We start from the raw sequence: 23,992 nt of genomic DNA on the forward strand, positions 1-23,992 counted from the left end.
GCTCAGTCACGAAAAGGCATGACAGGGGGGGAAATGGGTGGCTCGAAAATCAAGCCGGATTCGCCCGAGAGGCTTTCAGGAAACGATACGGGCAGGGATCGAACTGGATTCTTGGGCAATATCGTTGGGGTCACTGGAATTATTGTAACGGTCACCAGTAGTGCTATTACGATTGCAGACACATGGACTGGAGTCGAGTGGCGTAGGGTATTTACCGGGCTTGGCGTGTTTGTCGTCGCTGCCGGAATCTATCAGCTCATGAAGGCTTGGCGGAATCGAAACGTCATGCGGATCATGCTGGCCGTCACTGCCGCATTGTTGGGCTCTTTCTTGACGGGCCTGTCCGTTGGGCAGCTTTCGGCTGAGGGAGGAGAAAGAGGGCCGGACGGAGCCGCAGGCAGCACTTCCAAGCCTCAACCCACGTCTTCATCCGAGTCAACTGCTCCATCCCCTTCAGGGGTCGAGTCCACCCCTCCCGAGGAGCCATCTCTACTCCGTTCGACGAATGGGAATCCCATTACGTGGAACAGCGGCTACGGAATCGACCTTGATTCGGATGACGGGGATTGGGGTATTGGTCAGGGCGAGGAAGGTCGGGATCTCTACTGGTGGGGAGGGTTGAATTACGGGCTCGGCATCGCCTCGGGAAGCCAGATGGCGATCGTTTCCGGAGGCCCGGATATCGGCAAGTGCAGGAATGCGACCGACCTTCAATCTGCGATCAAGAAGGATGAAATCCGGGATGGAATTTCTTTCTGTGTCCTGTCGACAACCGAAAATCACGTCGCATGGGTCACCGTTGCAGATTTTTCGGATTCGAAACGCAAAATGAAGCTCGAAATTACCGTGTGGGATGCGGGCCTGACTGTCTCGTAAATGAGGTCTTTCAGGGTGCCTACTGATCGGGTGACGGGCTAGGGTCCCGGCAAAGTCGTCTGGCAGCCCTGCAACGTGGGATTTGTGGGTGAGTGAGGTACGCGGGCGTGTTCCGGTCCGGGGGGAGTGGGCCCGGGACGCGGGGGCGGCGGCCATGAACCAGCTGCAGCGGGGGCGGTGGACGAGTCGACTCTGCGGCGCCTGTTCCGCGGCTGGACGCGTACCGCCTTGACGCGCTCCTGGGGGCCCTGGGCGGCGACGAGTGCGCGCTCGTCGCGGGTCAGCGGGTGATCGCGGTCGACGGCAAGAGCGTGAGGGGCGCACGCGGCGGTGACGCCTCGGCCCCGCACCGGGTCGCCGCGCTCGCGCATGGCTCGGGAGCGGTACTCGGCCAGGTCTGTGTGCGTGAGAAGAGCAACGAGATCCCCGCGGCCCGCGCACTGCTGGAGACACTCGACATGGACGGGGCGGCATGTTTGGCCGTGGCTCGGTCCTCAGGTGGCTCGTTGAGCTGTGCATGGTGAGGGCTGGGGCGCGTGAGTTGATCGTGGCGGAGTACCGGATCACTGGGCTGGCGTCGAATGTGATCGGTGAACTGATCGGCGAGGTCGGGCCGTTGTGGCACGAACAGCATCAGGCCCGGCTCACGGCTCGATCGCGGCAGCGTGCTGTAGGCGCCGGGGCGAAGCACGGGCTCGTCTTCGTCGACCGGCTGCTGGCCACGCTGGTGAGTCTGCGCCATGGCACTACCCACGACGTGCTGGCCTGCTGGTTCGGTGTGGACCGCTCGACCATCACACGGGCTATCGGCGAGGTGCGGCCGCTGCTGGCGCAACGAGGCTGCACCGTCGCGCCGGGCATCCGGCTGCGGACACTCGTCGAGGTCGTCGAGCACCTGGGTGCCGATGGTCGGACCGGGATCATCGACGGCACGGAGATCCGTGTGCGACGCCCCGCTGCAGCCCGGCCCGGCCGGGCAGTTGCGCGGACATCACCCAGGCCCGACAGCTCGGACTGGCCAAGCTCCTGGCCGACAGCCCGTTCATAGAGATCCTCGCGGATGCCGACGCAAGGCACACTCCTCACGGCGCATCTATGTCGAGCACGGCATCGCACATTGGGCGGCGCGAGCACATGAGCGACATCGTCCAAGCCGTCGCCGGACTGCTCTCACACCAACGGTCCGCCAGCCTCTCCCGCGGCTTTCGAGGGTGAACACCGTCAGTGCCGTAGACCTCGACGTGCCACGGCCAACCAGCACGAGGTCGTTAGTTCCACGTTCACAGCGAAAGACATGACCAAGTAGACGAGCGCCCGCTCGGCTGCCGGCGCTCGCTGAGGAAGGAGGCAGCGTGATCTGCGGACTCGTCGCGCGGGTTCCGTGCACGCCGGCGGCCGCCTCGGGTGTGCACGCGATGTGCACGTGGTCATGTCCGACGGGGCTGCCGCGCAGGTCCGATCAGTGCCAGGGAGTGGAAGGACGTTCCCGGCAGGACAGTTCGTTTGTGCCGGTGGCGGCCTGGGCCTGAGTCGCGCCCACGCCGGGGGGCCGCGATGTTCCATAGGAACTCCCTATAGCACCTCCTGCAATTCAGTCTTTGCCTCTCGTTCTTTTCCACTCGTACCGTGAAACCGCTCGACGAAGTGATCCACCTTTCGTCGAGCGGACAATTACGCGATCGAGAGGACCGGTGGCATGACCACAATGCAGAACGGGTCGGAAACGCGAGAACTCGCGGGAAAGCGCGCCCTGGTCACGGGTGGTTCTCGTGGAATCGGAGCGGCCGTCGTGCGGCAGTTCCTGGACGCGGGCGCCGAGGTGCTCACGACCGCCAGGTCGGCGACCAGCACGGTGCCGGAGGGGGCCGCCTTCGTGGCGGCCGACGTGCGGACACCGGCCGGGGCGGAGAAACTCGCCGCGGCCGCGCAGGAGCTGCTGGGCGGGGTGGACATCGTGGTCCACAACGCGGGTGGGGCGCGACCTCACGCGGGCGCCTCGGACATCCCCGCCGAGGAGTGGCAGGACGCGCTGGACCTGAACTACCTGGCGGCGGTGCGGCTGGACTCGCTGCTGGTATTGGGGATGCGGGAGCGGCGCTCAGGGATGATCGTGCATGTCTCCTCGGCCGCGGTCCTGACCCCGATAGGACCGTTCCTGCACTATGTGGCGGCGAAGGCGGCGCTGGAGACCTACAGCCGGGGACTGTCCCTGGAACTGGCTCCGTCCGGAATCCGGGTCAACACCGTGACTCCCGGCAGGGTCGCGACCCCCGGCGGGGAGGCGACGCGGGAGGAATGGGCGCGCATGAACGTGGCGCCGAGCCAGACCAACGCCGACGACACCACCCCGCTGGGGCGCGACGGTCAGCCCGACGACATCGCCCACGCGGTGCTTTTCCTCGTGTCCGACCGGGCGAGCTGGCTGACCGGAAGCAATCTCGTCGTGGACGGCGGCGAATTCCCCAGGGGGTGACGCCGCCGGCATTCCACGGGACGGGTCGCGCCCGATGGGTGGGGCATTTTCAAGAACGGTCCGAGTCGTTGATCCGGTGCACCAGGTCGAGGACCGACGCCACACCGTCCGGGCCGCCGACGGACAACCCGATCTCGAACTTGCGGACGCCGCGCGAGCGCAGCGTCTCGATCCTGGTCCGTACGTCCGCCTCGCTACCGGCGATGAGGAACCGGTCGCGCAGGTAGTCCCAGACCCCGAGGTCCATCGCGGCCTCGATGTACTCCTGCCTTCGCGCAGTCGACTGGTGTCCGTGCTGTGAGAGGTCGTACAGCTCGCCGAGCTTCCTGACCCCCTCCTGGAACTCGGCCGGGACGAGCTTCGACGACATGTCGAATCTGGCGAAGTGGTGTGACAGGGACGCCACGATCCAACCGGCGTCGGTCACCGCGCGATCCGAGTCGCTGTTGATGCTGATCGCGCCGGTGTTCCAGACGAGGTCGATGGCGTCGGGATCCCGGTTCGCCTGCTCGGCCCCTCGCCGCACCACGTTCATCACTTCACGGACGACGTCCTCGCTGTAGCCGAGCCCGATGAAGATGCCGTCCGCCCTCTGGGCGGCCAGTTCGAGCGATCTCAGCCCGTGAGCCGCCAGGTAGACGGGCACCTTCACGCCCGGTTCCCGCTTCAGCCGCAGATCCGCGTCGCGCCAGCGAGCCCGGCCGTCACGCAGCAGATCCCGGACACACGTCACGTACTCCCCGAGGTCCCGCAGCGTCGCCGCGCGCCGCGCCAGGTTGTACACCCCGCTGTCGCCCGTGCCCATTCCGAGGAACACGCCGCCTTGAGCGACTTCGGCGAGGCTGGAGATCGCTCGCGCGGTCACCACCGGGTGCCGGGTCACCGGATTGGTGACCGCGACCCCGAGGGGCACCGTCGAAACGCACTGTGACAACACCCCGAGCGTGGTCCAGCAGTCCGGGAGCCCGGCCGGTGAGTCCCACACCCCGATCTGGGCCGCGCCGTGTGACTCCGCCCGCGTGGCCGCCGCGACCGCCTCCGCCACGGATCCCGCGCCGATGTTGACCTTGATCTCGATCGGACGCCTGCTGGCCTTCACTGGGGGACCTCCTGGTGTGTGTCGGGGCCCGCCAGCCGTACGCAGCGCCCACGGTGACGAGTAGGCGGGCCACCCTCCGTTGCCGGTGCGACCCGGTCGACTCGGGAGACCACGATGTCGTGGTCCCCAGCTCGGTACTCATCCATCACGGTACTTCTACCAGGTCAACGCGCCGTGCAGCACGGGTATCCCGTCTGCCGCACGCATCCGCGGCCAGGGGGGAGACGGTGGGCCCGAGTCCCGGCCGCCGTCGCCGAGAGCCGTCACGGACCCTCGTGGGTGCTCAACGGCCCGCTCGTCCCCCGCCCTGCGGCCGTTCCGGAGCCGGCGGAACCACCCGCTCAAACAACTCCCTGAAGTGGCGTCCAAGTGGCCTCGGACCAGGTCTCCTTACGCAGGAGTTCGAGCAGGGCCGCCTCCGCCGGACCCGATCCGGGCCGGACCACGGCGATGACCGGCCGGGACACCACCGGCAACACCGGGCGGGCGAGGTGCTCGTAGCCGAGCGGCACCGCGGAGGCCGGGACGAGCGTCACCCCCAGCCCGTGGGCGGCCCAGCGCACGGCCGTCGCCGTCTGGGACACGCGGGCGGCCGTGGTCGGGGTCGGATCGTTGCCCCGCATCACGTCCAGCAGCACGCCGTCGAGCGCGCTGTCGCGGTCGAACCTCACCCATGACTCGCCCTCCAGGTCGCGCAACTCGACCCGGTCCGCGGCGAGTTGCCGGTGCCCGGCGCCCAGCACCACGACGAACTCCTCGTCGCCGAGGTGGTGGGCGTCGGAAGGGGTCCGCTTGCACGCCGCCATCAGGGCGAGGTTCAGTACGCCCTGGCGGCACAGCCGCTCCAGTTCGGCGGAGCTGGGCTCCTCGAAGACGGTGACCTCCAACCGTGGGAAACGGCGGCGCAGCGCACCCAGCGCGCCCGGGAGCTGCCGCGTGCCGAACCCCATCTGGACCGAGACCACCAGCTCGCCCACCAGGTCGTCGGCACCGGCCCGCGCGGTCGACCTCGCCCGCCGCGCCGCGCTCACCGCGACCTCCGCCTCCCGTAGAAACGCGCGGCCGACCACGGTGGGCACCAGTCCGGTCGGCGTGCGGGCGAACAGCTCCACACCGAGTTCCCGCTCCAGTCCGCGGATCTGCTGGGACACCGACGGCTGAGCAACGCGCAGCCGCTCCGCCGCGGCCGTCACCGAGCCCTCCTCGGCAATGGCCAGGGCGTACTCGAACTGACGAAGGCTCATCGACTCCCGTCCCCTCCCCGCGGCGGACCGGGCATCGCCGCCGTAGTCGTCGTAGCAGCAAGTAACCCGGTTCCACCGGCGGAGATTCCCGTGGACCGGCCACGGGCCCGCGTGGCTGCCTCGGGACTGACCCCCGCACGAGCAGCGCGCCCCCGCTCCACCAGTGGTGGAGCGGGGGCGCGTTCACGGCGTGCTGCCGGTGGTGATGATCTCAGCGCACCTCCCGTGCGTACGGCGCGACGGTGATCCGGTCGATCAGGGGCGCGTAGCGGGAGCGCAACGGTACGCCGGGGAAGGTGTCCGAGGCGTAGGTCGTGCCGTCGAAGTTCGGCAGTTCCTCGGAGCGGAAGGTGATCGTGTTCTGTCCCTTGGTGAGTTGGATCGGGACGGTCAGCTCCCAGAAGTTGTTCTGGTGGAAGCTGTGCGGGAAGCCGACGCGCCGCGTCTCGCCGCCGTTGACGGTGATGTCGGCGTGCCGGGCCAGCGGATCCGGGTTGTAGTGGGTGGCCTCGGCCTGCTCGGGGTTGGAGTAGCGGACGCGCAGCGCGTACAGGCCGGGCCGGTCGGCGCTGACCGTGAAGGTGGCGGTGTTGCCGTTGCCCGGCTCTCCGCCGACGCCGGTGATCGCCGTGCCCTCGGTGGCCAGGGAGAGCGGGGTGAGCGTCGCCGAGCCCGCGAGCCGGGCGTCACCCGCCTCGTACGTACGCCCCTTGAGGGCGCCCTCGGTGGGCGTGACCGTGAGGCGGTCGACGAGGGTGCTGGACGAACCCCCGGTCAGCGTCACCTTGTTGATGCCGCCCGAGAGGGAGACCGCCACGCTGCGCCTGCCGTTGGCGAGACTCAGCACCTTGTGCCCGTTGACCGACAACTCGGCATTGGCGCCGCCGAGGGTGTCGACCCTGAGGGTGGCTTCGCGGTCGGCGGGCGAGTAGACCCAGAAGGTGGCGGTTGCGGACTTCGGGAGCCGGGCCGCGCCCGAGCCGGTGGCGGGGGTGCCGGCCTGTGCCGGCAGTGTGTAGACGGGCCCGGCGCCGTCGCTCAGCCAGGCCAGTTCGCCCTCGTACACCTGCGTGCCGGCCGAGGCCTCCGGCAACGACAGGGTGAGCCGGTCGACGATGGCGTCGCCCTTGGTGGCGCGTTCGCCGTCGAGGCTCTTCGCCGCGAGGGTCAGGGTGTGCTTGCCCTTGGTGAGCTTCACCTTGGTGTCGGTGTGGTCCCACACCACCCACTTGTAGCCGAGCGGCAGATGCAGCTCCTGCTCGGTGTCCGCCTTGCCGTCGACCCGCAGGAAGACGTTGGTGGGCCCTTGCTCCTTCACCTTGTCGAAGGTGTTGAGGGAGTTGGCGAAGACGCTCAGGTCGTAGGTGCCGTCTTCGGGTACGTCCACGGTGAAGTCGAGCGTGACGTCGGAGCCGGTGCGCAGGCCGCCCACGTTGTAACCGCCCGAGGTGTAGAACTTCGACACATCGCGGGGCGAGCCCTCGGGGCCGTTCTTCGAGTAGCCGGACCCGGTGTGGGCGGCGTCCTCGGCCTCGTACGACCCCTGCCAGCGCACGGGCGGCGACTGTGTGTCCTTCGCGTCCCCGGCCGGGCTGAGGACGATCTCGTACGCCGAGGACTCCTTCAGCGTCGGCAGCGCACCGTCGCCGAAGTCGACGTCCACCGTGCCGTCGTCACCGACCTTCAGGTTCTGCTCGGCGAGCAGCTTCGGGCCCGCGTTGTCGCCGATCTGCCCGCTCCACTCGATCTCGCGGACCCAGGCGTGCACACGGCCGCCGAAGACCGACTTCGGGACGCCCGCGAAGGTGATGTGGCCCTTGCCGGTGGAGCCGCCGAAGATCAGCCGGGACTGCTTCTTCTTCTCGTCGAGCGTGGCGACGCCCTGCATGGTGTAGTTCTCGCCCGGGAACGGCGGGTTCACCTTGAGGGTGTGCCCGCTCATCGAGGCGTACGCGTGCAGCAGCCACCACTGCCCGTTGCCACGGTTGGACTGCACCGCGGAGTCGGAGAGGTTGCCGTCGATGTTCCAGTACGCGATGTCCGCGTCCACCTTGGACTCCTCGATCGCGGACACCCACTGGATCATCTGGCCGGGGACCGAGGTGTGGTAGTTGAAGGCGTACTCGTTGATGTTGACGGGGAGTCGGGTGCCCTCGCGGTCGGTGCCCTGGAACAGCTCCTTCTCCCACGTCCGGTACTTGGCGACGCTCGTGCGCACCGCCTCCGGGTGGCTCAGCTCGTGCCAGGTGATGACGTCCGGGAGGGTGCCGGCGGCCAGGGCATGGGTGAGGAAGCCCTTGACCTGGCTGTACAGGACGCTGGTGTTGGGCCCGGCGATGCGGGCGTGCGGCATCCTCGCCCTGATGAGCCGGTACGTGTCGTCCCAGGCGGCGAAGTAGTCGTCGGGGTCGTTCAGCCAGCTGACCTTGTTGTAGCTCCACTCGCCGGTGCCGAACATGTTGCCCTCGGGCTCGTTGAACGGCACGAAGACGATGTTGTCCTGGTACTCCTTCGGCAGCTTCAGGACCTGGTCGACCTGCTCGGCGATCTTCTCCTTGTAGAGCTTGAGCTTCTCCTCGGGGGTGTCGCCGGGCCACTGGTAGGGGAAGCCGCGGTGGATGTCGGTCATGTAGATGTAGACATCGCCGTCGGTGGAGTCGGCGAGCGGCTTGACCACCTCCAGCGCGTCGGCACCCGGGTGCTGCGGCCCGTCCTGCGCCTTCGTGGAGACCGTGCGCAGGCCCATGCCCTCGATGAGGTTGTTGGTGGGGACGTCCGGTCCGTACAGGCCGTAGAGGGTGCCGGAGGCGCCGCCGTGGAACGCGCCGGTGTCCGAACCGAGATCGACGGTGAGCTGCCCCTCGCGGACCACGGTGACGGTCGCCTTCACGTCCCGCCCGGCCGCCGTTCCGGCGACCGTGAAGGTCCCCGGGTTCGCGTACCTGTCGGCCGGCACGGCGTCCCAGGTGACCGGCGTGTCGCGGTCGTAGCCGTCGGAGAAGGAGGAGCGGACGGCGGTGGGGAGGGAGGGGGCGGTCCCGGTGGTGGTCCGGACGTCGAAGGACGTCTTCGAGAGTTCCTGGACGGTCGGCACGGACTCGACCGTACCGGCTATCTGCTCGGCGCTCAGCGCCGAGTGCCACACGGTGAAGTCGTCGATCGCGCCCTTGAGCAGCGGATCCGGCCACAGGGACTTGCCGAGGTAGCCGGCGGCGGTGGCCGAGCTGTCCAGCAGCTCCTTGGCCTCGATGCCGGTCGCGGCGGAGGCGACCGGCACGCCGTCGAGGTAGGTGGTGAGCCGGCCGGCGGTGGTGTCGAGGGTGACGGTGACCGTCCGCCACTCGTTCGCGGGCAGCATCGCGTAGCCGCGGACCTGTGCCTCGGCTCCGCCCCCGCCGGTCGTCACGGAGGTCTGGAACACCCCGTCGCCGTTGTACGGAGTGCTGAAGAGGTACTTGGTGGTGTTGGTGCCGAGATCGAAGATCCGCTGCCAGGACGACTTGTCGCCGCTCCATTTCACGCGGGCGGAGACCGTCAGATCGGTCGCGTCGCCGATCACTTCGCGGGGCAGCCGGACGTAGGCGCCGTCGGAGGTGTGCGCCCCGCCGGGCAGGGCCAGCGCCTGGCCGCCGTCCGTGCCCGCGACGGACTGGGCGGTGGCTCCGTTGACCAGGGTCGCCGTCAGGCCGTTGCCGGAACTGTCGGTGATCTTTCCGGAGGTGAGGTCGTCCTGGTCGAAGCTGTAGTGGGCGGCGGGCTGAGGTGCCTCGGCCGCCTGAGCGGGGACGGCGGGCGCGGCCAGCAGGCCCGCGCCCAGGGTCAGTGCCACGGCGGCCGGGGCTCGGCGCCGGGCGTGTCTGTCAGCGGATGACATGGATTGCGTCCTCAATCCTTGAGTAAGGGGTTCCGGGCGGCCCAATGTGCGTCGAACCGGTTCGACATCCGGCTGTCGAGGACTCAGGAACATGCCAGGTGGCAGGGGTGACGGCCCTGAGCTGCTCGGGACGTGAGGAGCTGACCCACGCTCGCCGGAAGGATCACTTCATCGAACCGGTTCGGCGAAGCTAGCACCGAGACAATCGACCAGCAATCCCTCGGACGCAAGGATCTCCGGGGTTCGGGTCGGTTCGCGGAAGTGCTGTCAGAGGTGTTGACAGGCGGTCGGGCGGTTCCTACCTTCACTTCACGCGAACCGGTTCGACGACCGGCCCTCGCTCTTCGTCCCACCCGTACCCTGATGACCGGCGGGCGCTCGCTCCCCCAAGGTGTCGAACCGGTTCGAGCAAGGAGTTCCACGTGAACATCGGTGAGATCGCCCGGCGTGCCGGTGTCTCGCGGAGCACCGTGTCCTACGCGCTCAGCGGCAAGCGCCCGGTGTCGGACGAGACCCGGCGCAGGATCCAGGAGGTCATCGACGAGCTGGGCTACCGGCCCAACGCCAGCGCACGCGCCCTGGCCAACGGCCGGACCAGCACGATCGGCCTGGTCTTCCCGCCGGCCGGTAACCACTACACCGGGATGCAGCTCGACTTCATCGGCAGTGTGGTGGAGGCCGCGGCGGCGCACGACTACGACGTGCTGCTGTCGCCGAGCGGCGTGGACAGCGACCGCTCGTTCCAGCGGCTGCTGGGGGAGCGGCGCGTGGACGGCGCGATCCTCATGGAGATCAGGCTGGAGGACGACCGGGTCGATCACCTGGCCGCCCTGGACTTCCCCTCCGTCGCCATCGGCCGCACCGCTCATCCGGAGCGCGGCTGGTGGGTCGGCCTGGACCACACGGCGCTGGCGGCCGCGTGTGTCCACCACCTCGCGGACCTGGGCCACCACAGGGTCGCCTTCGTCAACCGGCCCGAGCAGCTCCTGCGCACCGGATACGAGTCGGCGCACCGGGGCCTGGACGGGTTCACCAAGGCCGCGGCCGAACGCGGGCTGACGGTCCGGACGTACTGCTGCGGGGACGATGCCGCCGCGGGCCAGGAATGCCTGGCGCGGATCCTGCACGACGACCCGGCCACCACGGCCCTGGTCACGCTCAACGAAGCCGCCCTCGGCGGCCTCTACCGAGGGCTCGCCCGGGCCGGCCGCCATGTGCCACGCGACTTCTCCGTCACCGGAGTCGTGGCCGGCCGCTGGGCGGAGACGGTGACCCCGCAGCTCACCGCGGCGGACGTGCCGGCGGAGGAGATGGGCCGGCGCGCCGTCGACCTGCTCATCGAACGGCTCGACCATCCCGACGCACCGCCCAGGCACCATCTGCTCACGCCCCCGATCTCGTTGCGGGCCAGCACCGGCCCCGCCACCGGCAGACCCTCCGCCGAACCCCCGGGCGCCTGACGCCACATCACCGCCCGCCGTCCCCCTTCACCCCTCCCGAGTACGCCAGTCGCCGCGCCGTCGCAGTCCGACGTGCCCGCCTCCGCTACGTCACCCCTCCCACGGCACCTCCATGCCAAGAACGAAGGACCCGCCATGCACAGCTCCTCCAGACGACGGCTCCTCGTCGCCGTTGCCCTGTCGACCGTCGTCGCCGTCGTCGGCACCGCCTGCTCCACCGGCTCGGGCAGCAGCGGCGCCAAGGGCGCGGACAGCGGCACGTACACCATCTGGGACCCGTACCCGCAGTTCGCCAAGGGCTCGGCCTGGACGAAGCTGCTCGACGAGTGCGGCACCGAAGCGGGCGTGAAGATCAAGCGGACCGGCTTCGACACCAGCGACCTGGCCAACAAGACGCTGCTGGCGGCCCAGCAGGGCAACTCCCCGGACGTACTGATCGTCGACAACCCGGTGGTGTCGACCCTGGCCGAGGCGGGCGTGCTCACCACGACCGAGGAGAACAAGCTCGACACCTCGAAGGTGGACCCCAACCTGCTCGCGGCCGGACAGTCCGGCGGGAAGACGTACGGCACACCGATCGGCGCCAACACCCTCGCCCTCTACTACAACAAGAAGGTCCTGAAGGAGGCCGGGGTCGACACCGCCTCGATCAAGGACTGGAAGTCGCTCACGGCGGCGCTGGAGAAGGTCGAGAAGGCCGGCAAGAAGGGCATCACCTTCTCGGCGATCGGCACCGAGGAGGGCAGCTTCCAGTTCCTGCCGTGGTTCTGGGGATCGGGCGCGAAGCTGACCGAACTCGACTCCGCCGAGGCCGTCTCCGCGCTGTCGCTGTGGAAGAACTGGCTGGACAAGGGCTACGCGCCCAATTCGGTCATCAACAACACCCAGACCACGAGCTGGCAGGAGTTCGCCGGCGGCGACTACGCCTTCGCGGAGAACGGCACCTGGCAGCTCGCCAATGCCGAGAAGGCGGGCTTCGACTACGGCGTCCTGCCGATCCCGGGCGCTGACGGAGGCAACGCCGCGGCTCCGACCGGCGGCGAGTTCGTCACCCTCCCGGTCCAGGAGGACACCGGCCGCTACGCCACCGCCCAGAAGCTGGGGACCTGCCTCACCAGCGCCCAGAACATCTACGACACCGACACCACCCTCTCCTACGTGGCCCCCACCGGCGAGGTCCAGGACAAGCAGGTGGCGGCGAACGCCGAGCTGAAGCCCTGGGTCGACGCGGTCAAGTCGGCCAAGGGGCGCACCAGCGACGACCTGGGCACCAAGTACCCCAAGATCTCCGAGCAGTTGTGGAAGGCCGTCCAGTCCGCCCTCAGCGGCTCCAAGTCGCCCGAGGAGGCACTGGCCGAGGCCCAGTCCGCCGTCAAGTAGCCAGCGGATCGGACCGCAGATGAACCACACGACACAGCTGCCGGACCGCGCGTCCGTGCACGCCCGGAAGGGGGCGGCCGCCACCGCCCCGCCCCCGGCCCGCGCCAGGTCGCCGCGCCGGCCCACCTCCACACAGTGGGCCGCCTGGGGATTCCTCGCCCCGGTGGCCCTCTACCTCATCCTCTTCTACGCCTATCCGCTCTACCGCAACCTCGACCTGAGCCTGCGCCACTACACCGTCCGCTCCTTCGTCCAGGGCGACGCGCCCTTCACCGGCCTGCAGAACTACCGGACCGTCCTCGACGACCCGACCTTCGCCCCTGCACTGCTGCACACCGTGGTCTTCACCGCCGTCTGCCTGTTCTTCCAGTACGCCATCGGCCTGGCCCTCGCGGTCTTCTTCAACCAGCACTTCCGGCTGTCGGCGACCCTGCGCGCCCTGTTCCTGGTGCCCTGGCTGCTGCCGCTGATCGTGTCCGCCTCGACCTGGTCGTGGATGCTCAACAGCGACTCCGGCATCGTCAACGCCGCCCTGAACCTCGTCGGCATCGGGCCGGTGAACTGGCTGACCTCGCCGTCGTGGTCGCTGACCTCGGTGATCATCGCGAACATCTGGATCGGCGTCCCCTTCAACCTGGTCGTGCTCCACAGCGGCCTGCAGTCGATCCCGAACTCGTTGTACGAGGCGGCCGCCCTCGACGGGGCGAACGCCTGGCAGCGCTTCTGGCGCGTCACCTTCCCGCTGCTGCGCCCGGTATCGGCGATCACGCTGCTGCTCGGACTGATCTACACGCTCAAGGTCTTCGACATCATCTGGATCATGACCAAGGGCGGCCCGGCGGAGTCGTCCACCACCTTCGCCACCTGGTCCTACCAACTCGGCTTCGGCAACCTCCTGCCCGCGTTCGGGCCGGGCGCCGCCGTCGGCAACCTGCTGGTCGTCGCAGCCCTGGTGTTCGGCCTCATCTACATGAAGGTCCAGCGAAAGCAGGCGCTGTCATGAACCGAAGCACCCACCGCACATGGTGGAAGACGGCCACCGGCCTCCTGCTGACCGGGATCATGCTCTTCCCGGTCTACTGGATGCTCAACGTGTCCTTCACCCGCGACCAGGACATGCGCAAGAGCCCACCCGACCTGTTCCCCGCCCACGGCACCCTGGCCGGCTACCGCACCGTCCTCGACGAGCAACTGCCCTACCTCGGCACCAGCCTCGTCATCGGCCTCGGCACGGTCGCGGTGACCGTCGCCCTGTCCGCACCCGCCGGCTACGCCCTGGCCAAGCTGCGCCCACGCGGCGGCGGCCTGCTGAGCTTCGTCCTGCTGGCCGCCCAGATGATCCCCGGCATCATCATGGCGATGGGCTTCTACGCCATCTACCTCCAACTCGGCCTGCTCCAGTCCGTCCCCGGCCTGATCGTCGCCGACTCCACCCTGGCCGTCCCGTTCGCGGTGCTCATCTTCACCGCCTTCATGTCCGGCATCCCCGGCGAACTCCTCCAGGCCGCGAAGACCGACGGAGCCGGCGCGCTGCGCACCTTCTGGTCGATCGTGCTGCCGATGAGCCGCAACGCCGTCGTCACGGTGTCGCTGTTCGCGTTCCTGTGGTCCTGGTCCGACTTCGTGTTCGCCGGCACCCTCGTCAACGGCGGTCCGCACGAGCCGATCACCCTGGGCATCTACCACTACATCGGCAACAACAACCAGGAGTGGAACGCCATCATGGCCACCGCCGTCGTGGCCTCGCTGCCCGCCGCGGTGATCCTCGTCCTCGCCCAGCGCTACGTCGCCGCCGGTGTGACCGCCGGAGCCGTCAAGGACTGAGCTCCACCATCCCGTCTCGACCCAGCCGGCCCCCACCCCGGTCGGCCGGTCCGACCTGCACGAGAAACGAGTCACGCCTCATGACCGCCGCCACCCCCGGCCCGGCCTTCTCCGTCCGCGACATCCCGTTCAGCACGTACGGATCCTGGTTCGACATCTCACCCGTGGTCGCGGAGAAGGCCTACGCCGACGACCTCCACCTCGTCTCGCACCAGAACGGCATGCACGCCGTCCTGCGCCTGATCCCGCTGGACCCTTCGACGGGCGCCCGCGCCGAGACCGGCGTCGAGGCGACACCGGCCCTGCTCAGCTGGATCGGCACGGGCGGACGCGTCGACCTCGGCTACGAGTCACCGGACACCGTGCGCCTGCGGGGGAGCGGGCTGGACATCAGGGTGTGTGCCGCCGCGCAGGCGCTGACCCCGTTCAGCGGCACGTACTTCTTCCACGATCCGGCAGCCGACGCGCACGTGTTCACGTCGTACGAGACCGGACGCCGCTACCGGATCACCGTGCTGTCCGGCACCGTCGCCGGCACAACCGGTGCCCAGGGACTGGGCGGCACCGACCGTGGTCTCGTCGTGACCGCGGAGGCGGGCGGAGCCTGGGAGATCGCGATCGAGGAACTCGACACCGCGCGCCCGCCGTACACGTCCGCGGCGACCTTCGACGAGATCGTGGAGACCGCCCGGCAGTCCTTTACGCACTTCGTCGACGCGGTGGCCCCGTGGCGCTCGTCCACCACCCCGGCCGCCGAACTCGCCGCCTACGTCGTCTGGTCGGCGACCGTACGACCGACGGGCCTGGTCACCCGGCCCGCCGTGCTGATGTCCAAGCACTGGATGGACAAGGTGTGGAGCTGGGACCACTGCTTCAACGCCCTTGCCCTGGCCCCCGGTTGCCCCGAACTGGCCCTGGACCAGTTCGCCCTGCCCTTCGACCACCAGGACGAGAGCGGTGCGCTGCCGGACTCGGTCACGCACTCCGAGGTGCTCTACAACTTCGTCAAACCCCCGATCCACGGCTGGGCTTTCAGCCGGCTGCGCCGTCGGCTGCCGACGCCTCCCGGCCGGGAGGAGCTGACGGAGACGTACCGGCGCCTGGCGCGCTGGACCGAGTTCTGGCTCACCGCGCGGCGGGCCCCGGGGGCCATACTGGCCCACTACCAGCACGGCAACGACAGCGGCTGGGACAACGCCACCACCTTCGACCCCGAGCGCGTCGTGGTCACCGCCGACCTGGCCGCGTTCCTCGTCCTCCAGCTCCATGAACTCGCCTACCTGGCAAGGGAACTGGACATGGCCGACGAGGCGGACGGGTGGACGCGGGCGGCCGGGACCATCCAGGCGGCGCTGCTCGACGAGCTCTGGGCCGACGGCAGGTTCGTCGCCAGGGGAGTCGCCGGCGGGGACACCTGGAGCAGCGCCGGCCTCCTCGACCTGATGCCCGTCGTGCTGGGCGAGCATCTGCCCGACGAGATCAGCAGCACGCTGGCCGACCACGTCAAGGCCCATCTGACGCCGTACGGCCTCGCCACCGAGCTGCCCAGCTCACCGCACTACCTCGCCGACGGCTACTGGCGAGGCCCGATCTGGGCTCCCGCGACCATCCTCATCGAGGACGGTCTGCGCCGCGCCGGGCACCACCGGCTGGCCGACGACATCAGTGCCCGCTTCCGCGCCCTGTGCGAGACCCATGGCTTCGCGGAGAACTTCGACGCCCTGACCGGCACGGGTCTGCGCGACCGCGCCTACACCTGGACCGCCAGCAGCTACCTCCTCCTCGCCGAGGCACACGCACGCCGGGAGTGAACGGCGCACGACCATCCGGACGTCGTTCCGCGTGGCGAGTGCCCGGGCGTGGTGGCTCGTGGTGTGCCCTGAGATGTCAGGACGGCTCACCCGTGAATGGAGACACCCGGCATGCTCGGACAATCGAAGGCGTTCAGTGGCTTCTCGGTCGACGACCTCGGACAGGCCCGCCGGTTCTACGGCGAGACACTCGGCCTCGACGTGGCGGAGACCGGCGAAGGGGACATGCGCATGCTGACCATCAAGCTCGGCACCGGCGCCCAGGTGTTCGTCTACCCCAAGGAGACGCACACCCCCGCCACCTTCACGATCCTCAACTTCCCCGTGGACGACATCGAGGCCGCCGTCGCGGAACTGACAGGGCGTGGCGTGACCTTCGAGCGCTATTCCGGCTTCGACCACGACGACAAGGGCATCGTCCGGGTCGGCAACGGCGGACCCACGGCGATCGCATGGTTCACCGACCCCGCCGGGAACGTCCTCTCCGTGCTCCAGGAGAACTGACCGGAGGGCTACCGCCGTCGCACGGGCCAGTCGGCGACCTCGCCGACGAGCTCGTCGAGGCGGAAGGCGTCGGGGCCGGCGACCTCCACCACGCCGTCGACCGGCGCGCCATGGCGGTGTGGCACACGGGGGCGGCGCGAGTTCATCGGTGGCGCGGGCCGCTGGGGCAGGCGGGCCTGAGGGCGATGTCGGGGTGGATGCATGGCTCGCTGCGGGGCACGTACGTAATCCGGCCCGCCCGCCCCGAGCAGGGTGTCCCAGTGACCGCGAGTAGGCGGCGGCCGCGCGGCGCCTCGCCGACGCCGTGCAGGCCGCGGCGTCGGTGCTCTGGTCCTCGGGGCGGACCCGGACCCCGCCCATCGAGTAGTGCGCGGTGGGTGTGATCTCGATCGGCACGCGGGTGCTGTCCAGCATCTGCAGGTCGAGAAGGGCCTGATTAGCCGCGGGGGAGCCGGTTCATGATCGTCTCGGCGTTGCGCAGGCTCCCCCCATCACCGCGTGCGGCCGGAGCCGTAGGCCTCCAAGACCGAGCCCTGGGTGACGATCTTCACCGTGCGCGGGTCGGCGGGCAGACAGCTCTCCTCGACCGCGAGGGCGTCGGCACCGGCCTCGGCCGGTTCGATCGCCGCTCGCGGTCCGGCACCGCCGGTCAGCCGAACTGGCCGGGTCGGTAGTCCCCGGCGGGCTGCTGGTTGATGACGTTGATGCGGTTGTAGGCGTTGATGACGGCCAGGAGCGAGATCAGCGCCACGAGCTGGTCCTCGTCGAAGTGCTTGGCGGCCGCCGCCCACGCCTCGTCGGTGACGCCACCGGCCGCGTCGGCGATACGGGTGCCCTGCTCCGCCAGCTCCAGGGCGGCGCGTTCGGCCTCCGTGAAGACCTCGGCCTCCCTCCAGGCCGCCACCAGGTGCAGGCGCTGCGCGGTCTCGCCGGCCTGGGCGGCGTCCTTGATGTGCATGTCGGTGCAGAATCCGCAGCCGTTGATCTGGCTGGCGCGGATCTTCACCAGCTCCTGGACGGTGCCCGGCAGGGCGGAGTCCGACAGCAGCTTGCTGGCCGAGTTGATGTGCCGCAGGACCTTTCCCGCGAGGGGGTTGCCGAAGTAGTCGAGACGCGGTTCCACGATGATCTCCTGTCTGTGGGGCGGGTTTCCACACCACTGACCGGGGTGGACCGATCCTTGTGACAGCACTCCGTGTGTGAGCCGCGTCTCACGGTTGTCCGCGGGCGCACGCAATTCCTGACAGCCTTTCAGTTGACTTCGGCCACCGCCCGCCGGTGCCCTGAATGTTGAAGAAGTGACGTATGGCACCCTGTGGGAAAAGATGCGCGCTTTGTGACTGTGTGGTGCTCTGGTTGTGGAGGCTATGGCTGACCCCAGAGGAGATGGTGATATGCCTTCCATTGACAAGGCGATCCAGGACACGACCGGCGTGCGGACCGACCTCGAAGCGGCACTCGACCCCGCTGAGCCCGACGGCGTCTTCCGCGACAGCCGTGAGTGCGCCGCGCTGGCGCTACTCTCCGCAGACACCAAGCTGCTGCTGTCCCCGCCGACCCCTCGCCCGAAGAAGGGCTGAGCGGACCGACGGGAGCGACTGAATGGACCAGTCAGGCACTTCGGCCCTGTTGCAGGGCGCGGTGCAGGACATTGCGTCCGACGTGGTCTCCGCCCTGCGGGGCGGAGACCACGTGCGCATGTCCGGCACGATGGCGGTGGACGACATCGAGGGCGGCCTCTCCCTCGCGGCCGTACGGGTGTTGGGAGCGGACCTGCTGCTGCCGCACGTCCTCTTCCCGACTCCGCCCGCCCCGGAGGCACTTGCCGTGTTCCGCAGAACGGTGGAGGCCTTCCCGCCACGCCCCGACGCGGCACCCACCGTCCTGTGGAGCCACTGGGCCATGCGCCGCACCCTGCGGCGCCTGGACTCACCGCTGAACGGCCCGCCCGCAGTCGACGCGGACCCCCAACCCGACGCCGGGTGGCTCGACGACGCGCCCTGGCAGACCCTGACCCACCAACTCGCCGTACTGGCACCCCTCGCGCTGCCCGGCGAGGACTGCGCCGTGACCCGCGCGGCCCGGCGCCGCCCGGTCGACGTGTCCCGGGGCTTCGTACGCGCGGTACGCCGCCGCGACTGGCAGCAGGCCGCCGGAGCGGGACGCTGGCTGACCCTGCTCGACGGGGTGCCGGACACCCTCGGCCTCGAAACAGGGCTGGACTTCGTCGAGTTGATGGGCGGCTCCGACCCCCGGGTGGCCCTCCAGGTACAGGCGGCACGGGTCATGCGGGCCGCCGGGGCGCTCGTATGACAGCCATGGGCGTCGGCGAGATCCGCGAGGTGGGCGCCGCGGCGTTCGCCTGGCTGTCCGCGCACCGCGCCGACTTCGCGCTGGGCGAGGACGCGTTCACCGCCGACGGCCACGTGGACGTCACCTGGAAACCGCTCGGGGAACTCGCCCAGACCTGCCAGAGCGTACGGTCCCACCTGGCGCCGTCGGACCCGCTGCACGCGTGCGCGTCCGACCTGCTGCGGTTCGCCTGGCAGCAGACCGGACGGGGTGAACTCTTCGTACGCCTCCAGCGGTTGGAGCCCTTCGCGACCTACCCCCTGGAGGTCTACTCCGTCTTCGCCGCGGCCGGGCTGCGGCATCCCGGGTACGAGGCCGCCGCCGCCACGACCGCCCGCACCCGGGGCTGGCGGCTCACCGAACAGGAACCCACGCGCCGGCTCGGTGTGCTGAAGGCCGAGCGGCGCAGCGGCATCCACCGGCCTGACGAGTCCGCGCAGGTACTGCGGCGCACCTGGCTGGGCGGACTGCCGGAACCGTGGACGTTCGAGCGCTCCTCGGGGTACGCGCTCACCCACGTCGTCTTCCACGTCACCGACTGGGGCCGCACCCCCGCGGGCGTCCCCGCGGACGTGGCCGCGTATCTGGAGCACTGGCTGCCGTCCTGGCTCGACACCTGCCTGGACGCCGGGATGTGGGACCTGAGCTGTGAACTGCTCGTCGTGGCCGCGAGCCTGCCCGACCCGCCCGACCTGGCGACCTTTCGCAGTGCCTGGACCCGGATCGCGACGGCGCAGCACGACTCCGGCGCGCTCCCCCAGGAGGCTCCCCCGGAGGACCCGAAGGACCCGGAGGACCCGGAGGACCCGGGCCCGGAGCCGGACTTCCTGCACTGCTACCACTCCACCCTGATGGCCGCCTTCGCCGCGGCCCAGACCCTCAAGCGCCTCAGCGGCGCGACCGACGACGACACCGAAGCGGGCGGCGCCGGTCACGCGTCGTACGCGGGCCGCACGCACACCCGCCACGGGGGACAAGGAGTGCCCGGATGACCGACACCCGACTGATGCACACCGTCGGTGTCCGCGCCCTGGAGTGGCTGTGGAACCACCGCGACGGTTTCCGGCTGGAGACCGACGTCGATCCCGAGGTCGGCTTCCTGGAGCGCTTCAAACCCGTCGGCGAACTGGCCCTGATCTGCCGGGTGCTGTTCCGCGAGGGCGTCGCCGGCTCCAAGCAGGCCGAACTGGCGCGCAAGCTCCTCGACCACACCTGGCGGCACACCCTGGACGGCGGCCGCATGCTGGTGCGCGGCCAGCGCGTCGAGCCGCTGTCGCCCATCCCCTTCGAGGTGTACCTCCCGTACAAGGAACTCGGCTACAGCGAGCCAGAGGTGGAGCGCGCCACCGTCCTCTACCACCGGCTCGAAAGCTGGTCGGCCCTGGAACTGGACCCGACCCGGCGCCTCGGACTGGCCGCGTTCCAGCGCCGCTTCGGCCTCCCGCCCCGCACACCCGAGACGGCCCTGGTCGGCCCCACCTGGCTGGCCCGCCGGCCCGAGCCCTGGACGGTCAGCGGGCACATCGCCTACGACGTCACCCACACGGTGTTCCACCTCACCGACTGGGGCGAGCACCCCGAGGCCCTGCCGCCCGACATCGCCGACTACCTCGCGACCTGGCTGCCGGTGTGGATCGACGACTGGCTGGACCTCGAACGCTGGGACCTGCTCGGCGAACTCCTGGTCGTGGACGCCTGCCTGCCCCGCCCCACCCTGGACGAACGGGCCTGGGAGGGCTTCGCCGCGGCGCAGCAGCCCGACGGCGCGATGCCCGCCGTACGCGCGATGCCGCAGGGCGAGCCGGACGAGGTGTTCGACATGGTCTACCACCCCACGCTGGTCGCCGCGTTCGCCTCCTTGCTGGCCACGTCCCGCGCCCTCACCGAACTGACCCACGCGGCGACATGACGGGCCCGACCACGCCGTGGCCCGGGACGGCCGGCGGCATAGGCAGCGACGACACAGGCGGTGACGGCACAGGCGGCCTCGCCGGCGGTGACGACGAGCTTCGTGAGCGGCTCGCGGACGCGGTGGCCGCCGTCGACGCCCCCGATGTCGTCTTCGCCGTCTCCCGGGACGGCCGCCGCACCCTGCACTGCGGTGGCGCCGCCCCGCCCCCGCCGGTCCCCCGGCAGGACCTGCGCTACGAGATCGGTTCGGCCTCGAAGACGTTCGCCGGGCTGCTGCTGGCCCGGCTCATCCAGCGCGGCCTGCTGACCGGGGGCGAGCCGGCCGCCGCCCTTCTCGACCCGCGCCGCCGGACCGACCCGGCCGCGGTGACGCTCGCCCACCTCGTCACCCACACGGCCGGACTGCCCACCCTGCCGCCCGACTTCTATCCGAGGGCGCTCCCCGCCTGGCGTACCAACCCCTACGGCCGCTACGGGGCCGAGCGGGTGACCGGCGCCTTTCTGCGGCACCGCGCGCGGCATCGGCCCGGCACCCGGTGGCAGTACTCCAACTTCGGCGTCGCCGTGCTCGGCCACGCCCTCGCGGCGGCGTCCGGCACGACATGGGAGGAACTGCTCGGCGCACACATACTGCGTCCCCTCGGCCTGACCGGCACCGCCCTGCGCGCGGAGGACCCCAAGGCGGACGCCGTCGGGCACGGCAAGGACGGACGCACGCCCACCCTCCCCTTCGACGCCGGAGGCTTCGCCGCGGCGGGTGCCGTCCGCGCCACGCCGCTCGATCTGCTCACGTTCCTGGAAGCCCATCTCGACCCGGCCGGCTCCCCGCTGGCCGGGGCGCTGCGGGCGGTGCGCACGCCCGTGCTGCGACGCGGACTCGGACACCGGCACGTGCACACGATGGCGTGGTTCCGGCATCCCACGAACGGCGGGCCGATGTACTTCCACAGCGGTGCCACCCTCGGCCAGCAGGCCTTCCTGGGGTTCCGCCCCGACACCGGCACCGCCCTGGTCGCGCTGTGCACCCGCCGCTTCCGCGCCCGCGACGCCTTCATCGCCTCCGCGTACGCGTTCCTCGCTGACGAGTGACGTACGCCGGCATGCGGTGCGGGGCCCGTGCCCCGCACCGCATGCCGTACGGCTCCCGCGTCCTGCTAGAGCCGCTGCCACAGTGCCGGCGTCGCACCCGGCGCCCACCTGCCCTGCGCCTGGTGGCTCTGCAGGCACTGGTAGCGCACGCCCGCGTGGGTGACCGTGGCGCCGGCCTCGTAGACATGGCCCGCGGACCAGGTGGCGGCCGTGCCGTTGTCCCCCGGGGCGGGAGAGCCGCCCTGGGCGGCCGCGGTCTTCAGGACGAGGCCGAAGTCGCTGAGGATCGGGTTGATCGGCTGGTAGAAGGTGGTGCCGCCGTCCGTGCAGTCACCCGAGCCGCCGGAGGTGACGCCCTGGGCCTGGGAGCCGGAGATGTACGGGCCGCCGGAGTCGCCCGGCTCGGCGCACACGGTGGTCTCGGTGACGCCGTCGACGGTGCCCTCGGAGTAGCTGACACTCGTGTCGTGCTGCTCGATGGTCCCGCAGTGCCAACCGGTGGTGGAGCCGGAGCGGCAGATCGACGCGCCGACGAGCGCCTGGACCGAGCCGGTGACCTGTGTGCGCTGGCCGCCCTCGCCCTTCACGTCGGGCGTGGCCGTCCAGTCGCTGTTCACGCTCACCCAGGACATGTCCTTGCCGGGGAACGTCGAGGCCTCGAAGGCGCCCTGCTGGGCCATGTTGAAGCCGGTGGTCGTGTCGTCGGCGCTGCCGCAGTGACCCGCCGAGGCGAAGCCCTGCTGGGTGTCCTTGGTGACGGAGAACCCGATGGAGCAGCGGGCGGTGCCCTCGATGTAGTAGGCCTCGCCGCCGACGAGGTCCGCCAGCAGCCGCGGCCGTGTGGCCGACACCCGGACGGCCACGCCCTTGCCCTCGAGGCCGGCGGCCTTGATGAAGGCCGTGGCGGCCGAGCGCTTGACCGCCTGGACGACGACCCGGTTCGACGGTACGTCGACGTACCAGACCGGTGTGTCGCGCGTATTGGCACCGGTCGCGGCCTTGTCCAGCTTCTCCTTGACGGCCTTGAGCTCGGACAGCGGCCGCTTGACGACGACGGCCTTCGCGCCCTGCGCCTGAATGGCGGAGACATCGCCCGCGTCCGTGGTCGCGACGGCGAGCTCGGCGGAGGTCGCCCCCCGCAGCCAGGCGCCGGCGAAGCGCTTGCCGAGGGAGTTGCGCAGCCGGCCCGCGCGAGCGCCCGCCTCCGCCTCGTTGACCAGCCGCTCGGCGGCCTGCCCAGGCTTCAGCTTCAGATCGCGCTCCATGGCGCGCACCACCGCGGCCGGCGGCCGGTCGGCGCCGAGCGTCTGCGCCGCGGTGGAAGCGGGCGCGGGCGGCGGGGCCGCCGTCGCGGCCGTGGTGACACCGGTGAGGACGAGGGCGCCGAGAGCGGTCAGGGCGGCGCGGCGACCGGCCGCCGTATGTCTGCCGAGCATGCGATGTACCTCCATCGAGTACGCGTGGGATTCCGACCAGATGGAGGCCTTGACGCAAAGACAGGGGTCAATGTCAGAAGAGATGATTTTTCGCGCTTTGGGGGGCCTCCGCAGCCTGCCATGTGCGCCAGCGGGCGGATCACCAAAGTTTCATCGTTCGTTTTCTTGAATCATTCGTGTTTAGCGAGGTAGGTTGACGCCATGACCGCATCCCAGACTCCGACCCCCGCCGAGGAGCTGCGCGGTGCCGGCCTGCGGGTGACCGCGGCGCGTGTCGCGCTGCTGGAGACCGTCAGGGCCGGTGACCATCTCGGCGTCGAGGCCATCGCCTCCGGGGTGCGAGATCGCGTAGGTCATGTCTCCGTCCAAGCGGTGTACGAGGGCCTTCACGCACTCACCGCGGCGGGACTCATACGTCGTATCGAACCGGCCGGCAGTCCGGCCAGGTTCGAGGGGCGTGTCGGCGACAACCACCACCACATCGTGTGCCGGTCGTGCGGTGTCGTCGCCGACGTCGACTGCGAGGTCGGCGAGGCACCCTGCCTGACCGCGTCCGACGACCACGGCTTCGCGATCGACGAGGCCGAGGTCATCTACTGGGGCCTGTGCCCCGACTGTTCCACCGCCAGCAGTGCACCCCGAGCACTGTGATCCACCTA

The 23,992-nt window shown here is 70.0% G+C and carries 20 protein-coding genes and 1 pseudogene; 15 read left to right on the forward strand and 6 right to left on the reverse strand.

Annotated elements, in window-relative coordinates:
• Positions 1 to 33 precede the first annotated feature (33 nt).
• The 3 genes from IM697_RS19535 (at position 34) to IM697_RS19545 (ending at position 3,349) form a co-directional block, all read left to right on the forward strand.
• Entirely contained in the window at positions 34 to 876 is an 843-nt protein-coding gene (locus tag IM697_RS19535; RefSeq protein WP_194048987.1) for a hypothetical protein, read from the forward strand.
• 547 nt (positions 877 to 1,423) lie between these two features.
• A complete protein-coding gene (locus tag IM697_RS19540; protein WP_228044769.1) occupies positions 1,424 to 1,924 on the forward strand; it encodes a helix-turn-helix domain-containing protein in 501 nt (166 codons plus the stop codon).
• Between the two features lie 648 nt (positions 1,925 to 2,572).
• Positions 2,573 to 3,349: an SDR family oxidoreductase gene (locus IM697_RS19545; protein ID WP_194048988.1), complete on the forward strand. Its 777-nt coding sequence runs from the start codon at positions 2,573 to 2,575 to the stop codon at positions 3,347 to 3,349.
• A 49-nt stretch (positions 3,350 to 3,398) separates the two neighbouring features.
• Here IM697_RS19545 and IM697_RS19550 read toward each other — a convergent pair whose 3' ends face one another.
• The 3 genes from IM697_RS19550 to IM697_RS19560 all read right to left on the reverse strand — a co-directional run bounded on the left by IM697_RS19550 (position 3,399) and on the right by IM697_RS19560 (position 9,566).
• Complete coding sequence (locus IM697_RS19550) at positions 3,399 to 4,448, reverse strand: LLM class flavin-dependent oxidoreductase (RefSeq protein WP_194048989.1); 1,050 nt, start codon at positions 4,446 to 4,448, stop codon at positions 3,399 to 3,401.
• Positions 4,449 to 4,789: 341 nt separating this feature from the next.
• Complete coding sequence (locus IM697_RS19555) at positions 4,790 to 5,692, reverse strand: LysR family transcriptional regulator (RefSeq protein WP_194048990.1); 903 nt, start codon at positions 5,690 to 5,692, stop codon at positions 4,790 to 4,792.
• A gap of 211 nt (positions 5,693 to 5,903) precedes the next feature.
• On the reverse strand, positions 5,904 to 9,566 hold the full coding sequence (locus IM697_RS19560) for a LamG-like jellyroll fold domain-containing protein (RefSeq protein WP_194048991.1): 3,663 nt from the start codon (positions 9,564 to 9,566) through the stop codon (positions 5,904 to 5,906).
• Between the two features lie 422 nt (positions 9,567 to 9,988).
• Here IM697_RS19560 and IM697_RS19565 point away from each other — a divergent pair, with 422 nt between their 5' ends.
• The 6 genes from IM697_RS19565 to IM697_RS19590 all read left to right on the forward strand — a co-directional run bounded on the left by IM697_RS19565 (position 9,989) and on the right by IM697_RS19590 (position 16,545).
• A complete protein-coding gene (locus tag IM697_RS19565; protein ID WP_194048992.1) occupies positions 9,989 to 11,026 on the forward strand; it encodes a LacI family DNA-binding transcriptional regulator in 1,038 nt (345 codons plus the stop codon).
• Positions 11,027 to 11,161: 135 nt separating this feature from the next.
• Complete coding sequence (locus IM697_RS19570; protein ID WP_194048993.1) at positions 11,162 to 12,406, forward strand: sugar ABC transporter substrate-binding protein; 1,245 nt, start codon at positions 11,162 to 11,164, stop codon at positions 12,404 to 12,406.
• A 19-nt stretch (positions 12,407 to 12,425) separates the two neighbouring features.
• The gene (locus IM697_RS19575; RefSeq protein WP_194048994.1) at positions 12,426 to 13,409 is read left to right on the forward strand and encodes a carbohydrate ABC transporter permease; all 984 of its coding nucleotides are present in this window, start codon (positions 12,426 to 12,428) and stop codon (positions 13,407 to 13,409) included.
• Positions 13,406 to 14,230 (forward strand): carbohydrate ABC transporter permease, encoded by an 825-nt coding sequence (locus IM697_RS19580; RefSeq protein WP_194048995.1) that lies wholly within the window; start codon positions 13,406 to 13,408, stop codon positions 14,228 to 14,230. The genes IM697_RS19575 and IM697_RS19580 overlap by 4 nt, the downstream gene beginning before the upstream one ends.
• Before the next feature lie 80 nt (positions 14,231 to 14,310).
• Positions 14,311 to 16,041, forward strand: a complete 1,731-nt coding sequence (locus IM697_RS19585) for an amylo-alpha-1,6-glucosidase (protein WP_194048996.1) — start codon at positions 14,311 to 14,313, stop codon at positions 16,039 to 16,041.
• 111 nt (positions 16,042 to 16,152) lie between these two features.
• Positions 16,153 to 16,545: a VOC family protein gene (locus tag IM697_RS19590; protein WP_194048997.1), complete on the forward strand. Its 393-nt coding sequence runs from the start codon at positions 16,153 to 16,155 to the stop codon at positions 16,543 to 16,545.
• A gap of 280 nt (positions 16,546 to 16,825) precedes the next feature.
• Here the strand turns inward: IM697_RS19590 and IM697_RS45900 are convergent.
• Positions 16,826 to 17,014, reverse strand: a pseudogene (locus IM697_RS45900) (succinate dehydrogenase); the annotation flags it as partial.
• Between the two features lie 180 nt (positions 17,015 to 17,194).
• Positions 17,195 to 17,668, reverse strand: a complete 474-nt coding sequence (locus IM697_RS19595) for a carboxymuconolactone decarboxylase family protein (RefSeq protein ID WP_194048998.1) — start codon at positions 17,666 to 17,668, stop codon at positions 17,195 to 17,197.
• A gap of 271 nt (positions 17,669 to 17,939) precedes the next feature.
• Here IM697_RS19595 and IM697_RS19600 point away from each other — a divergent pair, with 271 nt between their 5' ends.
• From IM697_RS19600 to IM697_RS19620, 5 genes are read left to right on the forward strand one after another with little or no spacing between them, the layout of a single operon-like run.
• Positions 17,940 to 18,125, forward strand: coding sequence for a hypothetical protein (locus IM697_RS19600; protein WP_194048999.1), 186 nt, complete (start codon positions 17,940 to 17,942; stop codon positions 18,123 to 18,125).
• 22 nt (positions 18,126 to 18,147) lie between these two features.
• On the forward strand, positions 18,148 to 18,858 hold the full coding sequence (locus IM697_RS19605; RefSeq protein ID WP_194049000.1) for a hypothetical protein: 711 nt from the start codon (positions 18,148 to 18,150) through the stop codon (positions 18,856 to 18,858).
• Positions 18,855 to 19,889 carry a DUF6895 family protein gene (locus tag IM697_RS19610; RefSeq protein WP_194049001.1) on the forward strand — a complete coding sequence of 345 codons (1,035 nt, stop codon included), beginning with the start codon at positions 18,855 to 18,857 and terminating at the stop codon, positions 19,887 to 19,889. Before IM697_RS19605 ends, IM697_RS19610 begins: the two co-directional genes overlap by 4 nt.
• On the forward strand, positions 19,886 to 20,806 hold the full coding sequence (locus tag IM697_RS19615) for a DUF6895 family protein (RefSeq protein ID WP_194049002.1): 921 nt from the start codon (positions 19,886 to 19,888) through the stop codon (positions 20,804 to 20,806). The genes IM697_RS19610 and IM697_RS19615 overlap by 4 nt, the downstream gene beginning before the upstream one ends.
• Complete coding sequence (locus tag IM697_RS19620) at positions 20,803 to 21,897, forward strand: serine hydrolase domain-containing protein (RefSeq protein WP_194049003.1); 1,095 nt, start codon at positions 20,803 to 20,805, stop codon at positions 21,895 to 21,897. The genes IM697_RS19615 and IM697_RS19620 overlap by 4 nt, the downstream gene beginning before the upstream one ends.
• A gap of 65 nt (positions 21,898 to 21,962) precedes the next feature.
• Here IM697_RS19620 and IM697_RS19625 read toward each other — a convergent pair whose 3' ends face one another.
• Positions 21,963 to 23,333: an alpha-lytic protease prodomain-containing protein gene (locus IM697_RS19625; RefSeq protein WP_194049004.1), complete on the reverse strand. Its 1,371-nt coding sequence runs from the start codon at positions 23,331 to 23,333 to the stop codon at positions 21,963 to 21,965.
• Between the two features lie 201 nt (positions 23,334 to 23,534).
• Here IM697_RS19625 and IM697_RS19630 point away from each other — a divergent pair, with 201 nt between their 5' ends.
• On the forward strand, positions 23,535 to 23,984 hold the full coding sequence (locus IM697_RS19630; RefSeq protein ID WP_194049005.1) for a Fur family transcriptional regulator: 450 nt from the start codon (positions 23,535 to 23,537) through the stop codon (positions 23,982 to 23,984).
• Positions 23,985 to 23,992 lie beyond the last annotated feature (8 nt).

It is taken from the genome of Streptomyces ferrugineus, assembly GCF_015160855.1.
Taxonomy (GTDB): Bacteria; Actinomycetota; Actinomycetes; order Streptomycetales; family Streptomycetaceae; genus Streptomyces; species Streptomyces ferrugineus.